The organism is Bradyrhizobium sp. 930_D9_N1_4, from assembly GCF_052076015.1.
GTDB lineage: Bacteria > Pseudomonadota > Alphaproteobacteria > Rhizobiales > Xanthobacteraceae > Bradyrhizobium.
On sequence record NZ_CP197236.1, the window covers coordinates 1,916,706 to 1,934,036 of the forward strand.

Below are 17,331 nucleotides of genomic sequence, written 5' to 3' on the forward strand. Positions count from 1 at the left end.
CTGCCGCTGCCGGGTCCGTTGCGCGGAATATGCGGTTGCGTCCAGGACACTAGCGCCCCGGCCCAAGTCGGGCTAAGGCGTCCGGCTAACCCTCAGGCTCATAACCGATAGAGATTGGGAAATGCCCGATAGCGTCCAGGAAGTCTTGCAGGCCTTTGCCCGGGGTGAGCTCGTGGTCGTCACCGACGACGACGATCGCGAGGGCGAGGGCGATCTGATCGTCGCTGCCTCGCTGTGTACCGCGGAGAAAATGGCGTTCATCATCCGCCACACCTCCGGCATCGTCTGCGCGCCGATCACCACTGAAGACGCGCGCCGCCTGCGGCTCGACCCGATGGTCGCCCATAACGATTCCGCGCACACCACCGCGTTCACGGTCTCGATCGACTACAAGCCCGACGGCGGCACCGGCATCTCGGCCGAAGAACGCGCCTCGTGCTGCCGCGCGCTGTCCAATCCCAACGCCGGCGCCAACGACTTCGCCCGCCCGGGCCACATCTTCCCGCTGATCGCCAAGGACGGCGGCGTGCTCTTGCGCTCCGGCCATACCGAGGCCGCGGTGGACCTCTGCAAGCTCTCCGGGCTGCCGCCGGTCGGCGTCATCAGCGAGCTGATGAACGACGACGGCAGCGTGATGAAGGGCGAGCAGGTCGCCCGCTTCGCCGCCCAGCACAAGCTCAAGCATGTCACCATCGCCGACATGATCGCCTATCGCCAGGCGCGCGAAAAACTGATCGAGCGGGTTTCGACCTTCACGACCGAAAGCCCGATCGGGCCGCTGCAGGGCTATGCCTACCGCTCGCCGTTCGATTCCATCGCCCATGTGGCGTTCGTCTATAACGGCGTCGGCGACGGCAAGAACGTCCTGACGCGCTTCCACAAGCCGAACATCGTCAAGGACATTTTTACGGGCCACAAGCGCATGGCGGCCGTGCTGGAGCATTTCAAGAAATCCGGCCGTGGCGTCCTGGTTTACCTGCGCGACGGCGCGGCCGGTGTTCCCGTGGCGGCGCTGCCTGATGAGAGCGCGACGGAGGCCGACCGCAACCGCCAGTGGCGCGAGGTCGGCGTCGGCGCGCAGATATTGCGCGATCTCGGCGTCTCTTCGATCCGCCATCTCACCTCCTCGGTGCACGACTACAAGGGCCTGTCCGGCTTCGGCATCGAGATCGTCGCCAACGAGCAGCTCGAAAGCTAGCGCTGTCATTCCAGGGTGCGCTCGGGGTGCGCGAACCGCATCGTTGAGGGGTACGCGAGGCGCATTCCCGGGAGTCACGCAGACCATCCATCTGCAACGCAATTGCACTTGTTGCCGCGGCGCTCTAGTTTGTCGGGCAAATTTTGACGGAACCAGACGAAAGGACGTTTCATGACCGCGCGCCCTCAGGCCAAGGACAAGCCGACTGCGGCTTCTTTCCAGTGGGACGATCCGTTCCTGCTCGACGAGCAGCTGACCGAAGATGAGCGCATGGTACGTGACACCGCGCGCGCCTACGCGCAGGACAAGCTGCTGCCGCGCGTCACCAAGGCCTATCTCGAAGAGAAGACCGATCGCGAGATCTTCAACGAGATGGGCGAGCTCGGCCTGATCGGCATCACGCTGCCTGAGGAATACGGCTGCGCCAACGCGAGCTACGTCGCCTACGGCCTCGTCGCGCGTGAGATCGAGCGGGTGGACTCGGGCTACCGCTCGATGAACTCGGTGCAGTCCTCGCTGGTGATGTATCCGATCTACGCTTATGGCGACGAGAACCAGCGCAAGAAGTACCTGCCGAAGCTCGCCAGCGGCGAGTGGGTCGGCTGCTTCGGCCTCACCGAGCCCGACGCCGGCTCCGATCCGGCCGGCATGAAGACCCGCGCCGAGAAAGTCTCGGACGGCTATCGCCTGACCGGCAGCAAGATGTGGATATCGAACGCGCCGATCGCCGACGTGTTCGTGGTCTGGGCCAAGTCGGCCGAGCATGACAACCAGATCCGCGGTTTCGTGCTGGACAAGGGCATGAAGGGCCTGTCCGCGCCGAAGATCGGCGGCAAGCTGTCGCTCCGCGCGTCCATCACCGGCGAGGTCGTGATGGACGGCGTCGTGGTGCCCGAAGACGCCCTGCTGCCCAACGTCTCCGGCCTCAAGGGCCCGTTCGGCTGCCTCAACCGCGCCCGCTACGGCATCTCCTGGGGTGTGCTCGGCGCCGCCGAGGACTGCATGCATCGCGCCCGCCAGTACACGCTCGACCGCAAGCAGTTCGGCAAGCCGCTGGCTGCGACCCAGCTCATACAGAAGAAGCTCGCCGACATGCAGACCGAGATCGCGCTCGGCCTCCAGGGCTCGCTTCGCGTCGGCCGCCTGATGGACGAAGGCAAGTTCGCGCCCGAGATGATCTCGATCATGAAGCGCAACAATTGCGGCAAGTCGCTCGATATCGCCCGCGTCGCCCGCGACATGCACGGCGGCAACGGCATCTCGGCCGAATACCACGTGATGCGCCACGTCCATAACCTCGAGACGGTCAACACCTACGAGGGCACCCACGACGTGCACGCGCTCATCCTCGGACGTGCGATCACGGGCATTCAGGCGTTCTTCTAGTCACGGTGTTTTTTTGCCGTCGCTAGCTCGCTCCACTGTCATCGCCCGCGAAGGCGGGCGATCCAGTATCCCAGAGACCTCGCCTTCGTCACCGGCGCCGCGGCGTACTGGCTACCCCGCCTTCGCGGGGTATGACGTCAGAGAGTGCGGCTACAGGAATTGCCATGTCCGACAACGACGATGTCCCGTTCAACCGCAACTTTCCGCTGAAAGCCGGCATCGTCGAGGAAGTCCGCCCCGGCGTGCGGCGCGTGCTCTGTAACAATCCAAGCCCGTTCACCTTCACCGGCACGGTCAGCTACATCGTAGGCACCGGCAACGTCGCGATCATCGATCCCGGTCCGGACGACGAGGCGCATGCGAAGGCGCTGCTCGATGCCGTGCGCGGCGAAACCGTGAGCCACATCTTCGTCACCCACACCCACCGCGACCATTCGCCGAACACGCCGCGGATCAAGCAGGCGACCGGTGCGCCGGTTTATGCCGAGGGCCCGCACCGCGCTTCGCGCCCGCGCTTCGAGAGCGAGAAGCACAATCCGGAGTCGGGCTCCGATCGCGACTTCGTGCCCGATATCAGGATCGCCCATGGCGACGTCGTCGAGGGCGACGGCTGGCGGCTCGAGGCCGTGGCGACGCCCGGCCACACCGCCAATCATCTCGCCTTCGCCTGGCCGGAGCGAAAGTTCAACTTCGTCGGCGATCACGTCATGGGGTGGTCGACCTCGATCGTGGCGCCCCCCGACGGCTCGATGATCGACTACATGGAGTCGCTGGACCGTCTCGCCGCGCGCGAGGAGGATCTGTATTTCTCCGGCCACGGCCCCGAGATCCCGGACGGCCAGCGCTTCGTCCGCTTCCTGATCCGTCACCGCAAGGCCCGCGAAGCGTCGATCCTGCACCGCCTCGTCAAGGGCGAGACCGACATCCCGACCATGGTCCGCGCGATCTATATCGGCATCGACCCGCGCCTGACGACGGCCGCCGGCTATTCCGTGCTGGCGCATCTGGAGGATCTGGTCGCGCGCGGCGTGGTCGCGACGGACGGTGATCCCGTGATCGGTGGATCGTACAGAATGGCGAACGCCTAGCTCGCCGTCACTTCTTCACCGTCTTCGCCGCCGCCTTCGGCGGTGTCACCGGCGTCTTCTTCACCGGCTTCAGCGCATCCGCATCGGCGGCCGTGTTCAGATCCTCGATGAATTTCGTCACGCGCGCGGCGTTGCTGCCGAGATCGCTGTCGAAATAGCGCGAAGCCGAGCGGATATCGACGCGGGAATCCTCGCCGTCGGACACGACCCTGATCGAGATATCCTCACGCAGACCCATGATCGGCGAGCGCGCCACCGCCTCGATGCGGCCGATGCGGCGCGGCGGCTGCGGCGCGCGCTCGTCGATGACGAGCCATTTGCGCTTGTTGACGAGCTGGAGTGCGATCGCATAGGCGCGGTCGACCGAAATCTCGAGTTCGATCGGCTCGATGTCGGGATAGAACTGCCGCTGCTGCTCGGCCGAATAGAGGCCGGCATAGACAGCGGTGTTGGCGCCGTCGCCGGCGCGCAGACGCCCCAGTGCGTCGAAGCGCGGCGGGTCGATCGGGTCGGTGGTGATGTCGTGGATCGCCGGCAGCTTGCGGTATTGCAGGCCGAGATAGGCGGGGTAGGCGAGGATCGCGCCGTCGATCAGGAAGGCGAGCAGGATGCGCGCCATGCCGCGCGAGCCGTTTTGCCAGATCGCGGCAAAGCCGGCGAGCCCGAACAGGATCGAAAGTGCTGCGATCGCCAGGCCGCCGAAAAAGGTGACCAGCGCCGGCTTCGGCTCCAGGAAGCCGAAGCGGACGATGATGATCGACACCACCACCGCCACCACCGCGAACACGGCCAGATTACGCGCCCAGTTCGCGAGGCTGGATACGGGCTCCGTCTGGTAGGGAGCGGAAAACCTGCGGGCCATCGGGTGGGTTCTGCCGGGGTTTTGGGACGCTGCCGGCCGATTTGGCACGACGATGGGCCGTTGAGACCACGGCCCGAGGGCAAATTCAAGAGTTCCGCGGACACCCGGTTCGTCATGCCCGGGCTTGTCCCGGGCATCCACGTTCTCAGGACCACGGAACAAGGCGTGGATGGCCGGGACATCTAGCGCGAAGACGCGCCTCTGCCCGGCCATGACGTCGTGGAGCAGGCGGGTGTTACGCCGCCGCGTTCGGGAAGCGGTACTCCTTGAACTGGTCGCGCAACGCCGTCTTCAGGATCTTGCCCGTGGCCGTATGCGGGATGCCGTCGACGAAGGCGACGTCGTCGGGCATCCACCATTTGGCGATCTTGCCGTCCATGAACTTCAGGATGTCCTCGCGGCTGGCCTGCTGGCCCTGCTTGAGCTGCACGATCAGCAGCGGCCGCTCGTCCCATTTGGGGTGGAAGACGCCGATCACCGCGGCCTCCGCCACGGCCGGATGGCCGACCGCGAGGTTCTCCAAATCGATCGAGGAAATCCACTCGCCACCGGACTTGATCACGTCCTTGGAGCGGTCGGTGATCCGCATGTAGCCGGCCTCGTCGATGGTCGCGACGTCGCCGGTGTCGAAGAAGCCCTCCTCGTCGAGGATATTGGCATCGACGCGGTAATAGGCCTTGGCGACGGCGGGGCCGGAGACCTTGAGGCGGCCAAAGGTCTTACCGTCCCAGGGCAGCTCCTTGCCGGCATCGTCGGTGATCTTCATCTCCACCGCGAAGGGCGCATAGCCCTGCATCTGCAGCACGTCGAGCCTGGCATCGCCGGTCGCGTTCTGGAACGGCGGCTTCAGCGCCGCGACGCTGCCGATCGGGCTCATCTCGGTCATGCCCCAGGCGTGGCGCACGTTCGAGCCCATGTCGAGGAAGGCCTTGATCATCGAGCGCGGCATCGCCGAGCCGCCGCAGATCACCATCTTCAAATCCGGCAGCTTCAGATTGTTGGCGGCCATGTGCTGGAGCAGCATCAGCCACACCGTGGGCACGCCGGCGGTGTGCGTCACCTTCTCGGTCGAGAGCAGCTCATAGACCGAGGCGCCGTCGAGCTTGGCGCCGGGCATCACCAGTTTGGTGCCCTGCGAGGGCGCGGAGAAGGCGATGCCCCAGCTGTTGGCATGGAACAGCGGAACCACCGGCAGCATTGTCTCGGAGGCACTGGTGCCGAGCGCATCGACATTGTTGGCCATCAGCGCGTGCAGCACGTTGGAGCGATGCGAATACAGCACACCCTTGGGGTCGCCGGTGGTGCCGGACGTGTAGCACATGGCGGCCGCCGTGTTCTCGTCAAAGTCCTTCCATTTGAATTGGCCGTCGGCCTCCGCGATCCAGTCCTCGTAGGCGACCACATTCTTCAGCGTGGTCTGCGGCATGTGCGCCTTGTCGGTGAGCACGACGTAGCGCTCCACGCTCGTGAGCTTGTCGGCGATCTTCTCCAGGACCGGAACGAACGTGAGGTCGGTCATCACGATGCGGTCCTGCGCATGGTTGATGATCCAGGCGATCTGCTCGGGGAAAAGGCGGGGATTGACGGTATGGCAGATGGCGCCGATCCCCATGATGCCGTACCAGACCTCAAGATGGCGCCAGGTGTTCCAGGCGATCGTCGCGACGCGGTCGCCGAGCTTGATGCCGTCGTGCTCCAGCACCTGCGAGACCTTGAGGGCGCGCTTGTGGATTTCGCCATAGGTGGTGCGATGGATCGGTCCCTCGACCGATCGCGTGACGACCTCCTGCTTGCCATGGATTTTGGCGGCGTGTTCGATGATCCGGTGGCAGAGCAGGGGCCAATCTTGCATCAAACCAAGCATTCCGTCGTTCCTCCGAAAATTCGCTGGGCGTGTTATCGCTCTCAGCGCTGGGCCAAAGAATTGTCATGAGTTTTAGCCTGCCGGGGTTTCGCCGCAAATGGTCTTGTCGCGGCTATATGTCCGCCGGCGCGGCAATGGTTACCGCCGCGCTGGGGCTAACGCTCGTGCTGACGGAAACGGCAGAGGCGCGAAAATATGCTTCTCCGCTCGATATCTTTGGTCTTGGTACACCACGGCCGCATGCGGCGGTTCATTCTGCCAGGAATCCCGCCAGCAACCCGGCCAGGATACCGCTACCAAAACCCCGTCCTGAAGAGGCTCCCAAGGCGACGGCAAAGGCAACGGAGGAGGCCCCTGCGGAGACCGAAGCAAAACCCTCTCCGGACAAGCCGAACACCAGCAAGCCCGCCGAGGCCGCGCCGCCGCCCGAGAAGCAGCTCTCCGCCTGCCGCCTCGCACTGACCGAGGAGATCGCGGTCGCGCCGTCCATTCCTGACATCCGCGGTCCCGGCGCCTGTGGCGGCGAGGACCTGGTGCGGCTGGAGGCCATCGTGCTGCCGGACAAGCGCAAGGTGGCGGTCAAGCCGGCGGCGATCCTCCGCTGCACCATGGCGTCCGCGATCGCCGACTGGATCCGGAAGGACATGGTGCCGATCGCCACCAGTCTCGGCACGACCATCAGCGATCTCGACAATTTCGACAGTTTCGAATGCCGTGGCCGCAACCGTGTTGTGGGGGCGATGCTGTCCGAGCACGGCAAGGCCAACGCGCTCGACGTGCGCGCGATCAAGCTCGCCAACGGGCAGTCGATCGGCCTGACCGACCGCAGCATGTCGCGCGACGTCCGCGAGCGCGTGCTGCACTCGGTCTGCGCGCGCTTTTCCACCGTGCTCGGCCCGGGCTCGGACTGGTACCACGAGGACCACATCCATCTCGACCTGGCGCAACGGCGCAACGACTACCGGATCTGCCAGTGGAACGTCTGGGATCCCCTGCCGCAGGTCGCGCCGCTGCTGCCGGCGATGCGGCCCGAGGAGGCGCCGCCGCGCGAGGTTGCAGCCAAGCCTGAGGCAAAGGATGGAGCCGATGACGAGGCCGCGGAGAAGCCTTCTGCGGACAAATCGGCGGCCGACGGCAACAAGACCCAGCCGCACAAGCCGGCAACAAAAAAGCGCCGGTGAAACCGGCGCTTTTGATGGTCTGGGATCAGGAGGCGATCAGTTGCTGCCCGCCTGGCCCGTCTGGCTGCTGCCGAGCGCGAGGCGCGAATTGTAGGGCGAGTCGCCGTGCTTCGGCTCGAGCACCACGACGAGCGTGCCCATCTTCACGCGATCATAGAGATCGATCGCGTCCTCGTTGGTCAGGCGGATGCAGCCCGAGGAGATCGACGCGCCGATATATTCCGGCTGGTTGGTGCCGTGGATGCGGAACAGCGTGTCCTTGCCGCCCGAATAAAGGTACATCGCGCGGGAGCCCATCGGATTGTCCGGACCCGGTGCCACATAGGTCGGCACGCCCAGGCGCGAGATCTCGCCGGGGGTCGGATGCCAGGCCGGCCACTCGGTCTTGCTGCCCACCTTGGCGATGCCTGACCAGGCCATGGCTTCTTCGCCGACGGTGATGCCGTAGCGGATCGCCTTGCCGCCATCCAGCACGTAGTAAAGATAATGGTTGTCGGAATCGACGACGATCGAGCCCGGCGTTTCCTTGCGGTGGAACTCGACGATGGCGCGGCGGAACGGCTCTGCGACCGCAGTGTTCTCGTACCTGACCTTGGCGAGGAGTTCCTTGTCCTTCGGCTTGAAGGCTTTGGTGTCAGTCGCCTCGTAACGCGTGGCCTGCATGCAGCCCGACAGCATCAGGCCAGCGGCCAACACACCCAGCAAAACTTTCAGCGACGACATGATTTGGTTCCAATCGACAATAACAAGCTTTCGCGGAGATTGAGCCAGGCTCAAGAACCTCGACTCCGGTTGAGCCTATTATCGTCGAAATCTGCCACAATTCCAGCTTTTCGAAGCTTTTCCCGCGCTGCAAGACCCAAGCTGTGGCTTTTCTGCCGCAAGTTTTGCGTTGCTGGGCCGATTTTCGGGCGCCAGATGCCGAACTGTCGATTCCGTGCCACAGTTGGGCCACGCCGCCGCCACAAATGCAAACGCTCCGTTAATGTGCTTGTCATCTTGAACTTGTCAGAATCGCGCTAGGAGCGTTTTCGAGCGAAGTGGATACCGGTTCGCGTCAAGAAAACGCGTCAAAACAAAAGCCTTGAAGCCTCCGTTCCGATTTCATCGGGACGGGAAAGGCTCTAAGGGCTGTCAGTCTGTCGCAGGCCCTGCTGGAGTTATGCATGTTTTCTGTGTTCGTACCCTCCGAGGGCACCCTCAAGAAGGTCGTGGTCGCGGATCTTGCGGCGTTACCGGACAACGCGGTCTGGATCGACCTGGTCAACCCGACCGCGGCCGAGGACAAGGCGGTTGAACGGCTGGCGGGCATCGCCATCCCGACCCGGGAAGACATGCAGGAGATCGAAATCTCCAGCCGCCTCTATATCGAGAACAGCGCGCGCTACATGACCGCGACGCTGATGTGCCATTCCGATACCGACATGCCCCGGACCACGGCGGTGACCTTCATTCTGGGCGACCACCGTCTGGTGACGGTGCGTTACGACCTGCCGAAGCCGTTCGCGCTGGTCGAGGCCAAGCTGGCCCGTTCGTGCGCGCCCTCGATCACCGGGGAGATGGTGCTGGTGGAGCTTCTCGACGCGGTGATCGATCGCTGCGCCGACATCCTGGAGAAATGCGGCGCCGACATCGACCAGGTCAGCCACGACATCTTCGAGCCCGAGAGCGAGCGCCACGGCCACGCCAAGCAATATTCCCAGATCCTGATCTCGATCGGCCGCAAGGGCGATCTGACCTCGAAGGTTCGCGAGAGCCTGGTCTCGATCGGCCGCGTCGTTGCCTTCCTCTCGGCGGTGGTGGAAGGCGTGAAATGGTCGAAGGACATGCGCGAGCAGCTCAAGACCATGCAGCGCGACGTCGTCTCGCTGACCGACCACGCCTCCTACCTCTCCAGCAAGATCACCTTCGTGCTCGACGCCATGCTCGGCGTCGTCAATCTCGAGCAGAACAACATCATCAAGCTGTTTTCGGTCATGGCCGTTGTCCTGATGCCGCCAACGCTGATCGCCTCGATCTACGGCATGAACTTCAAGGCCATGCCGGAACTCGAATGGGCCCACGGCTATCCGTTCGCCCTGGTGCTGATGCTGATCGCCGCGATCGTTCCGTACTGGATCTTCAAGTGGAAGAAGTGGCTGTAGAGCGTGATCCGTTGGCGCGGAGATCATGCTCAAGCAAAGATACCTACCGAGACCTTACGCCGGTCGCAGAGACACGGCCTGTGGTGTCGCAGAATAGAGCGGGATTGAGGCCGCGCGATGATGTGTGCGCGCCGCCCCAATTCCTCCGGTAAAATTTGAGCAGTGGGCTGAACGTTTGCGCGAAACTTGTCTGCGATAAGCAGCATGTTAGCCGCGAGGAACAGCCATGGTTGAAAAACACATAACGTCGCTCCGCAACGTCATCGATCTGGCGAACTATCGTCAGGCGATGTCGAGCGGCAGGGCGGCGTCGATGTCGGCACGCCTGTGCCGGCACTGTGGTGCTCCGATGCTCGACGGCGAGAACGACGACGACTGCTCGACTGCAATCGACGCGGCCCCTCTCAGGCTGCGCGAACAACGGTCGCGTCGGATTCGAGTCGATTGAGCAACGGAAGGAAGGGCGGGCGATCCAGGTCTTGCGGCGGCGTTGTCTGGATCGCCTTGCTTCCACTCTTCGGACGATCTGTTAGCGCGTCACGCTCTGCGCTGTCTTGTGGGGATATCGCTTAGGACGAGGGGTATCGCTCAGGACAATTTCGCCCTGATAGGCGGAGACCGAAACAGAGATCCCGTATCTGCCCAATTCCGCAACAAGCGCGCGATCGAGACTTATCGACTTTGCCGGTGGTCCATCCATCACGATGCCGATATCCAGGTTCATCGTTTCAACGTTTTCAGGATGTTGAAGCGCGTATGCGAACGCTGCTTTATTCTCGTCGATGAACTGCCGGATATGCAACAATAGCTCCGATCTATTCGACGCGTCGGCGACGTCATAGAACAGCTGGTCGCGCCGCCCGTCCCTCGAGACACCTTTGCGATAGAATGACGCGTCGAAATGCTGGGATATGGCATTCTCCAGATTGTGTCCTTCGACTTGCAAAACACAAAGCATTGGATGCTCCTACATGATTGGCATGATCCGTCCTCCGGACCCGTGACAGTGCTGGACCGTTCACTTCGGTGGTCCAGTCCAATGCGCTAATTTCCTCGCGATCTCCGCGCGGCTTCGGTCCGGGCTTGGCCTCGCGATAGCTGCGATCGGCAACGTCGGAGAACAGCAGATCGTGCCCGTCCTTCGAATATCCCTGCGAAAGAATGGCGCCGCGAAATTCGTGAGGTCCGTCGACTACCAAAACAGTTCGTATCTCGGATGTTTGCTTTGTGTCAGGCTAAAATCCGTTCTTCATATTCCGGTCTCTTCCAAGCTCGAATACATGTAAGACGGACAATGTCGAAAGCGAGGGACGTGAGGAGCCACAAGCCCGATATTACTCGCGCAGGCCCAAATGATCCCCTGAAATAGAATCCGGCAAGATCCCGCTTAGCGAACAGGTGCCCTCTGCTGGTCGCAAATTTAAGCAGCCTCACACATTCTTCGAAATTCTTGCTTGTTCCCAAACCGCTCTCGTATGATTTAGCGAGGCGGTATATCGCGGGCAAATAGTCCTTTTGAGAACCTCGCGAAAAGGCTTTGAACGCCGCTTCGTGCTGACTAGACGATTCCAAGGCTCGGCCGAGAAGGTACGACGCGGGCGTCCAGCCAGCTTCTTCAGCACGTGAATACCAGAGTTCTGCTTTGCCAAGATCTTTGGCAATACGTCTCCCGTAAGAATAAGCGTCCCCCAGATACCACATGCTCGCAATCGATCCGGATTCGGCTAGTTCTTGTAGTTCAGAGACAGCCCTTGTTGGATCGGTTTCAAGCAGGTCAATTGACCGCTGCAGCCGCTCGATATTTGGTTCGCGTTTCCAATCAATTCCTTGCAGGATGACATCCCCTTGCTCAGCTGTTCATAGAGCTGGCGTTTATCTATCGGCATCACTATGCACTGTTCGGGCCTCAATGGCTTGGGTTGTAAACCAAAAAATATGCAACGTGAAATCTCCGGTTGAATTGACCGTGTTTAAAAATGGTCACATTTTGCCTGTCGGGCAAACACTTGGCTTTTTTGGCCACAGTCGATGTCAAGCCGCACGGTCGAAAATATTTCGCTTTACCGAAATTCGGAAAAGACGTATGTGTCGCCTATCCCGGTTCATCCTTGAGGGGCGATCTTGTGGTCGTCATTTTCGCGAGCCGGGCTTGCGGTGGACGCGGCAGCGTCGGCACGAGAGGAGCGGGCAGGGTGGGTAGTCCCTGTGAGCTCGCGTCCGCGTGCGGATGAACGGCGCTGTTAGGTTCGTCTCGTCTGTAAGTTTTCGGCTCCGTCGACAGGGCTGGAAAAACTGCGGCGAAATGGCGGGCCGTGCGTACGGCAAAACCGTGTGGTCCTGGCCGTCGTTGCTACGGTCAAGCCTTTCGAAGATGCGCGCGAGCCCAACCGGGTGGACGGCATCGTCAATTCGAACGGCGAGGGAGGCCAGAAAGAACTCGGCTCCCGGGAGAGCGCGGCATAAGCCGTCCGACCATCGCGCAGGGAAGGCCGAGCGTTCGGCTACACCTGTATGCTGCTGTGCGGTCTCTTTGCGCTACATCTTCGCGCAGCGGACCGTGGGTGCCAGCCGGCGCCCGGCCTTCCCTGCGCCCTCTTGGCTCAAGAGAGCGAGTGACGAGGCAAAGCTCGGGCGAAAATGCGCCGCGGGAATGCGAAGGTGTGTCTGCGTATCAAAACGTAAGTCGGAGAGCGACGCCATGCTCCGTGACGAGAAGGGCCTACACGTGCTGGCCGCCGTTGATGTGGATCTCGGCGCCGTTGACGTAGGAACTGGTATCCGTGCACAGCACGTAGATGATCTTGGCGACCTCGTCGGGCGTGCCGAGGCGGTGCATCGGGATCTGCTGGTCGACGATCTTCTCGGTGCCCGGCGACAGGATCGAGGTGTCGATCTCGCCCGGCGCGATCGCGTTGACGCGGACGCCGACGCGGCCGAAGTCGGACGCCATCTCGCGTGTCAGCGATGCGAGTGCGGCCTTCGAGGTGGCGTAGGCGGCGCCCGCGAAGGGATGCACGCGCGAGCCGGCGATCGAGGTGACGTTCACCACCGAGCCCTTGGCCGCCTTCAATTCCTCGATCAGGCCGCGCGCGATCATGATCGGCGCGAAGAAGTTGACGTGGAAGACATGGGTCCAGGTGTCGAGGTCGGTCTCGATCGAGCCAAGCCTGGAGCCGCCCGGTCCTTTCGGCGAGATCGCGGCGTTGTTGACGAGTGCATGCAGCATGCCGCCTTCGAGGCGGTCACGGATGTCGGAGATGGCGCGCGCGGTGTCCTGGGGATTGCCGAGATCGACCTGGATGTGATCCTCGGGGCCTGCGTCCCACGGACAATCCTCTGGGAAGGGATGCCGCGAGCAGGTGATGACACGCCAGCCCGCCGACGAGAAGCGGATCACGGTGGCGTGGCCGATGCCGCGGCTGGCTCCGGTCAGAAGCAGCGTACGGCGCGGCGCATTGGACTGCGGCATGGACATCTTTCAGGTCGGCCTAAAGCTCTAGGGATACATCCGCGTCTTGGACCACGGTTGGCCGGCCGCGTCACGGCGAAATTCGATGCGGTCGTGCAGGCGGAACGGGCGGTTATGCCAGAATTCGATCCGCGACGGCGTGATGCGCCAGCCGCTCCAGCCCGGCGGACGCGGCACATCGCCGATGACGTGCCTGGCCGCGACCTTTGCGATGGCCTGCTCGAAGGCGAAGCGGCTCTCCAGCTCCTGCGACTGCTTGCTCGCCCAGGCGCCGATCTGCGCCTGCTTGGGCCGGGTCGCGAAATAGGCGTCCGCCTCGGCGTCGGTCACCGGCGTCACGTTGCCGCGGATTCGGACCTGACGGCGCAGCGACTTCCAGTGAAAAAGTAACGCCGCCTTAGGATTTGCGGCGAGTTCGCGGCCCTTCTGGCTGGCGATGTGGCTGTAGAAGACAAAACCTTCGGTATCGAAGCCTTTCATCAGCACCATGCGCACGTCAGGCAGCCCGTCCGCGTCCACGGTTGCGAGCGCCATGGCGTTCGGATCGTTCGGCTCGCTCTTGATCGCCTCGTTCAGCCAGGCGTCGAACAGCGCAAATGGCTCGTCGGCGGCTGTGAAATCACCGGATGTTAAGGGTGTCTGGTGTTTCATCGAGGTCGTGTCGGTCATGTCTGGAGTCCGAGTTGCGTCCCGCGGCCCAAAACGCGTTGTTGTCCGCTACCGCCCTATATAGGGCATGGGGGCGCGTTGGCCTATCGGCGATCGGACCGTCCGGCTTCGTCATGACGATGATTCTGATCGGGCTCGGTGCCGGTGGCTGCAGCTTCTCCCGCAACGACACCAGTGCCTATGCCAAGGCCGACGACAGCGATCTCACCGGCTCGATCGCGCGGCCGGCGAAGGACGCTCCGCCAACCGAAACCGATCTTGCCTTCGCCCGCAACGCCGCCTCCGACGTGCTGAGCAAGGGTGACAAGGATTCCAGCCAGCATTGGGAGAATCCGGACACCGGCGCGCGTGGCTCGGTGACCCCGATCGCGCAATCCTATGCCGCCGAGGACGGCCGCAGGTGCCGCGATTTCCTGGCAAGCTACGTCAACGGCGCCACCGAAAGCTGGCTCCAGGGCGCTGGTTGCCAAAGCAGCCGTGGCCGCTGGGAGATTCATACGCTAAAGCCGTGGCGGAGCTAGGAATCAGCCCCGAAAGCTAGTTGCAAAAATACCACTCGCCCCCCACATGAGACGGAGACGGGGCGGGGAGCCCTTTGAACAATTCGATTCCTTGAAGGAGACGTGACGGATGCGCGACCCCTATGAGGTCTTGGGGGTGCCGCGGAGCGCCAACGCTGCCGCGATCAAGAGCGCCTATCGCAAGCTCGCCAAGAAGCACCATCCCGACAGCAACAAGGACGACCCGAAAGCCGCTGACCGCTTCTCCGAGATCAATTCGGCGAACGAGATCATCGGCGATGAGGACAAGCGCAAGCAGTTCGACCGTGGCGAGATCGGCGCCGACGGCAAGCCGCGCTTCCAGGGCTTTCCGGGCGGCGGCGCGCCGCGCGGTCGTGCAGGTGCCGGCCCGGGTGGCTTCGAGAGCTACAATTTCCGCGGCGGCGGCGCAGGTCCCGGCCAGGGCGGCGGCGCGTTCGAGGACATCCTCAACAGCATGTTCGGCGGCGCCCGCGGTGCGCGGCCCGGGGCCGGCGGCCCTGGTCAGTTCGAATTCGACACCGGCGGGATCGGGCTCGATCTCGACGTCAACGTCGCCATGTCCGTCTCGCTGGAAGAGTCGGTCAAGGGTGGCGACAAGCGCGTCAAGCTGCCGAATGGCAAGGAACTCAACGTCAAGATTCCACCTGGTGTCGCCGAAGGCCAGCAGATCCGGCTGCGGGGGCAGGGCGAGAGCGCCCAGGGCCATCCGCCGGGCGATCTGCTGATCACCATCAGCATCGCAGCCCACCCCTTCTTCAAGATCGAGGGTGCGGATTTGCGGATCGACCTGCCGGTCTCGCTCTACGAGGCGGTGCTCGGAGCCAAGGTTCGCGTGCCGACGCTGGGCAATGCCGTGGAGCTGTCGGTCCCGAAGAACACCTCCAGCGGCCGAACCTTCCGTCTCAAAGGCAAGGGATTACCAAAAGCCGGCGGAACCGGGGATCTCTTCGTCACGATCAGGATTATGCTACCGGACGGGAACGACGCCGAGCTTGAAGCATTGATGGAGAAGTGGCGGGACCAGCACCCCTACAATCCACGTAGCGGGCTTGGCTAAGCATGATCCGGAAAAGTGCGCGGCGGTTTTCCGGAAAAGATCATGCGCAAACAAAGAGCTAAAGCGCGAGCCATCGCGCTTTAGGGCGACATCGTAACTGAAGGGGTTCTCCTAAAGGCCTAGGGCGTCGTCGAGGAGATGATGCTCGTCATACACGTGAAGCGTGGTAGCGCTTCGATGCTCGACGTATCGACTGTCCGGCGGGGCAGCCGATAAAAAGGTGCGGCCTCGAGAGGGGGACCAGCGCGGTACCAAAAACCCCAATCGAGGCCGCCCGCGTCGATCGGCGGATCGAACGCCGCTCATAATCGCGTGAACACCCGGTGCGATAATGAGACGCGCCCATGTCTTGATTCCAAATTTTCAATGACGGAATCGAGGCACCGCGCATTTTGAAGGATGCCCAAGCAAAGCTTGGGCTATGGCAGGTTGTCTAGGTGCCGTTTTTCTCCGCCTGGTCGTAGACGGCCTGCGCCACCTTGGTCAGGCGATCGCGATCGCCACCGCCGCTGACGACGTAGCCGACGCCGCGCTCCGCCCAGAACAGCGCACCGTCCTTGTCCGTTTTCGCGTACCGCATTTGCGTCGCACCATTCTCGGTCTTGGCGGTGTAGATCGTGTACCGCTCGCCCGAGGCGCCCTCATACATCAGGAACGAGGCCGGACCGCTCGGCCCCGGCAAGAGCCGGCCGCCGACGAGCTTCAGCCCGCTCGCCTCGAGGTTTGGCGCGAACACGGTCCAGCCGCAGCGCCTGGTCAGCCAGGCCTGGAGATGGTCGCGCTCGTTGCCGCCGACCTCGACGGGATGACGGACCTCGACGACATAGAGGCGATGGGCGTCGAGCGCGTCTGCCGTGAAGCTCTGGAAAGTGGAGGGCGCGCTGGCAGCGCCATGCGCGAGCCAGCCGGCGGTGCCACCGGCGACGAAAGCGACCAACACGGCCGCGGCGGCGCCATAAAGCCATTGCCGGGGGCGCCGCTCCAGCCGTTCGAGCTCCAGCCGCGCCGGCACCGGCTCCTGCGCGACCGAGTCGTAACGCGCGTGCAGCATCTCGGCCATGGTCCGCCAGGACTGCACGCGTTCGGCATCGTCAGGGTGCGCGGCAAGCCAGGCCTCGACGTCGGCGCGGCGCTCGGCCGGCAGCTCGCCGTCGACATAGGCGTGCAGTTCGTCTTCGGTCACTGAAATCCTGTGGTCGTTCATATCGATCGTCTCTGGCTCTGCGGCCCCAAAAATCCGACGCGGTTCAACTGCGCTGCTTCTCTCTCCATGCAGGGGACGCGGTGCGCGCGATGCATCAACCCTGCCATCATTTCACCCGCTTGAGCGCCGGACGCTCACCTTCCAGCGACGCTTTAACGTGGGCACGGGCGCGCGCCAGGCGGGACATGACGGTGCCGATCGGTACGCCCTGGATGTCGGCGACCTCGCGATAGCTCATGCCCTCCAGCATCACCAGCAGCAGCACCGAGCGCTGCTCCTCGACCAGCGTCGCCAGCGCCTTCTCGATGTCGCGCCCTTCGGCTTCGGTGCCGCTGGCATCCGGGTTGTTCTCCGTCAGCTGCGTGAATTGCGGGCGCCTTGCCAGCGAGCGCCGCCGGTTCTTGTTGAGATTGGTCAGGATCGTATAGAGCCAGCTCCTGACGTCGCCTCCGAGGAACAGGCGCTCCGAACGCAGCGCCCGCACCAACGTATCCTGCACCAGATCGTCGGCCGTATCCGCATCGCGCGTGAGCGCGCGGGCGTAGCGGCGCAACGCCGGGATCATGGCTTCCACACTCTGGCGAAACGCGCTCATGCCGTCTTCGATGTCCTGCCGTTCGGCGCAAGCGCCACAATGATCATAACACCCGAACGGAACGGCTATTCC

General features: G+C 63.2%; 17 protein-coding genes. 8 read left to right on the top strand and 9 right to left on the bottom strand.

The genetic code is table 11. From position 1 onward, the window contains the following. Positions 1 to 121: 121 nt before the first annotated feature. The 3 genes from ribB (at position 122) to AB7532_RS08945 (ending at position 3,672) form a co-directional block, all read left to right on the top strand. Positions 122 to 1,198: a 3,4-dihydroxy-2-butanone-4-phosphate synthase gene (ribB, locus tag AB7532_RS08935; RefSeq protein ID WP_441234433.1), complete on the top strand. Its 1,077-nt coding sequence runs from the start codon at positions 122 to 124 to the stop codon at positions 1,196 to 1,198. A 171-nt stretch (positions 1,199 to 1,369) separates the two neighbouring features. Then, positions 1,370 to 2,584 carry an acyl-CoA dehydrogenase gene (locus AB7532_RS08940; protein ID WP_441234434.1) on the top strand — a complete coding sequence of 405 codons (1,215 nt, stop codon included), beginning with the start codon at positions 1,370 to 1,372 and terminating at the stop codon, positions 2,582 to 2,584. 164 nt (positions 2,585 to 2,748) lie between these two features. Continuing rightward, on the top strand, positions 2,749 to 3,672 hold the full coding sequence (locus AB7532_RS08945) for an MBL fold metallo-hydrolase (RefSeq protein WP_441234435.1): 924 nt from the start codon (positions 2,749 to 2,751) through the stop codon (positions 3,670 to 3,672). Positions 3,673 to 3,679: 7 nt separating this feature from the next. Here AB7532_RS08945 and AB7532_RS08950 read toward each other — a convergent pair whose 3' ends face one another. Further along, complete coding sequence (locus AB7532_RS08950) at positions 3,680 to 4,534, bottom strand: DUF1499 domain-containing protein (RefSeq protein WP_441234436.1); 855 nt, start codon at positions 4,532 to 4,534, stop codon at positions 3,680 to 3,682. Positions 4,535 to 4,769: 235 nt separating this feature from the next. After that, on the bottom strand, positions 4,770 to 6,398 hold the full coding sequence (locus tag AB7532_RS08955) for a fatty-acid--CoA ligase (RefSeq protein WP_441234437.1): 1,629 nt from the start codon (positions 6,396 to 6,398) through the stop codon (positions 4,770 to 4,772). Positions 6,399 to 6,463: 65 nt separating this feature from the next. Here AB7532_RS08955 and AB7532_RS08960 point away from each other — a divergent pair, with 65 nt between their 5' ends. Further along, positions 6,464 to 7,579 carry an extensin family protein gene (locus AB7532_RS08960; protein ID WP_441234438.1) on the top strand — a complete coding sequence of 372 codons (1,116 nt, stop codon included), beginning with the start codon at positions 6,464 to 6,466 and terminating at the stop codon, positions 7,577 to 7,579. A 36-nt stretch (positions 7,580 to 7,615) separates the two neighbouring features. Here the strand turns inward: AB7532_RS08960 and AB7532_RS08965 are convergent, their stop codons facing one another. Further along, positions 7,616 to 8,302: a L,D-transpeptidase gene (locus tag AB7532_RS08965; RefSeq protein WP_441234439.1), complete on the bottom strand. Its 687-nt coding sequence runs from the start codon at positions 8,300 to 8,302 to the stop codon at positions 7,616 to 7,618. A 443-nt stretch (positions 8,303 to 8,745) separates the two neighbouring features. Between AB7532_RS08965 and AB7532_RS08970 the strand changes: the two genes are divergently transcribed. After that, positions 8,746 to 9,723 (top strand): magnesium transporter CorA family protein, encoded by a 978-nt coding sequence (locus AB7532_RS08970; protein WP_441234440.1) that lies wholly within the window; start codon positions 8,746 to 8,748, stop codon positions 9,721 to 9,723. Between the two features lie 226 nt (positions 9,724 to 9,949). Then, positions 9,950 to 10,171: a hypothetical protein gene (locus tag AB7532_RS08975; RefSeq protein WP_441234441.1), complete on the top strand. Its 222-nt coding sequence runs from the start codon at positions 9,950 to 9,952 to the stop codon at positions 10,169 to 10,171. 81 nt (positions 10,172 to 10,252) lie between these two features. On the opposite strand, the gene AB7532_RS08980 is transcribed toward AB7532_RS08975, so the two are convergent. From AB7532_RS08980 to pdxH, 4 genes are all read right to left on the bottom strand, one after another. After that, positions 10,253 to 10,681: a hypothetical protein gene (locus AB7532_RS08980; protein WP_441234442.1), complete on the bottom strand. Its 429-nt coding sequence runs from the start codon at positions 10,679 to 10,681 to the stop codon at positions 10,253 to 10,255. Between the two features lie 272 nt (positions 10,682 to 10,953). Next, on the bottom strand, positions 10,954 to 11,424 hold the full coding sequence (locus AB7532_RS08985) for a tetratricopeptide repeat protein (protein ID WP_441234443.1): 471 nt from the start codon (positions 11,422 to 11,424) through the stop codon (positions 10,954 to 10,956). Between the two features lie 1,018 nt (positions 11,425 to 12,442). Beyond that, entirely contained in the window at positions 12,443 to 13,192 is a 750-nt protein-coding gene (locus AB7532_RS08990; protein ID WP_441234444.1) for an SDR family NAD(P)-dependent oxidoreductase, read from the bottom strand. Positions 13,193 to 13,219: 27 nt separating this feature from the next. After that, positions 13,220 to 13,861, bottom strand: a complete 642-nt coding sequence (pdxH, locus tag AB7532_RS08995; protein ID WP_441234445.1) for a pyridoxamine 5'-phosphate oxidase — start codon at positions 13,859 to 13,861, stop codon at positions 13,220 to 13,222. A 113-nt stretch (positions 13,862 to 13,974) separates the two neighbouring features. Between pdxH and AB7532_RS09000 the strand changes: the two genes are divergently transcribed. Both AB7532_RS09000 and AB7532_RS09005 read left to right on the top strand, forming a co-directional pair. Then, the gene (locus AB7532_RS09000; protein WP_441234446.1) at positions 13,975 to 14,382 is read left to right on the top strand and encodes an RT0821/Lpp0805 family surface protein; all 408 of its coding nucleotides are present in this window, start codon (positions 13,975 to 13,977) and stop codon (positions 14,380 to 14,382) included. Between the two features lie 109 nt (positions 14,383 to 14,491). After that, complete coding sequence (locus AB7532_RS09005; RefSeq protein WP_441234447.1) at positions 14,492 to 15,460, top strand: DnaJ C-terminal domain-containing protein; 969 nt, start codon at positions 14,492 to 14,494, stop codon at positions 15,458 to 15,460. Positions 15,461 to 15,893: 433 nt separating this feature from the next. On the opposite strand, the gene AB7532_RS09010 is transcribed toward AB7532_RS09005, so the two are convergent. Both AB7532_RS09010 and AB7532_RS09015 read right to left on the bottom strand, forming a co-directional pair. Beyond that, on the bottom strand, positions 15,894 to 16,664 hold the full coding sequence (locus tag AB7532_RS09010; protein WP_441234448.1) for an anti-sigma factor family protein: 771 nt from the start codon (positions 16,662 to 16,664) through the stop codon (positions 15,894 to 15,896). Positions 16,665 to 16,770: 106 nt separating this feature from the next. Then, on the bottom strand, positions 16,771 to 17,259 hold the full coding sequence (locus AB7532_RS09015) for a sigma-70 family RNA polymerase sigma factor (protein WP_441234449.1): 489 nt from the start codon (positions 17,257 to 17,259) through the stop codon (positions 16,771 to 16,773). Positions 17,260 to 17,331: the final 72 nt, after the last annotated feature.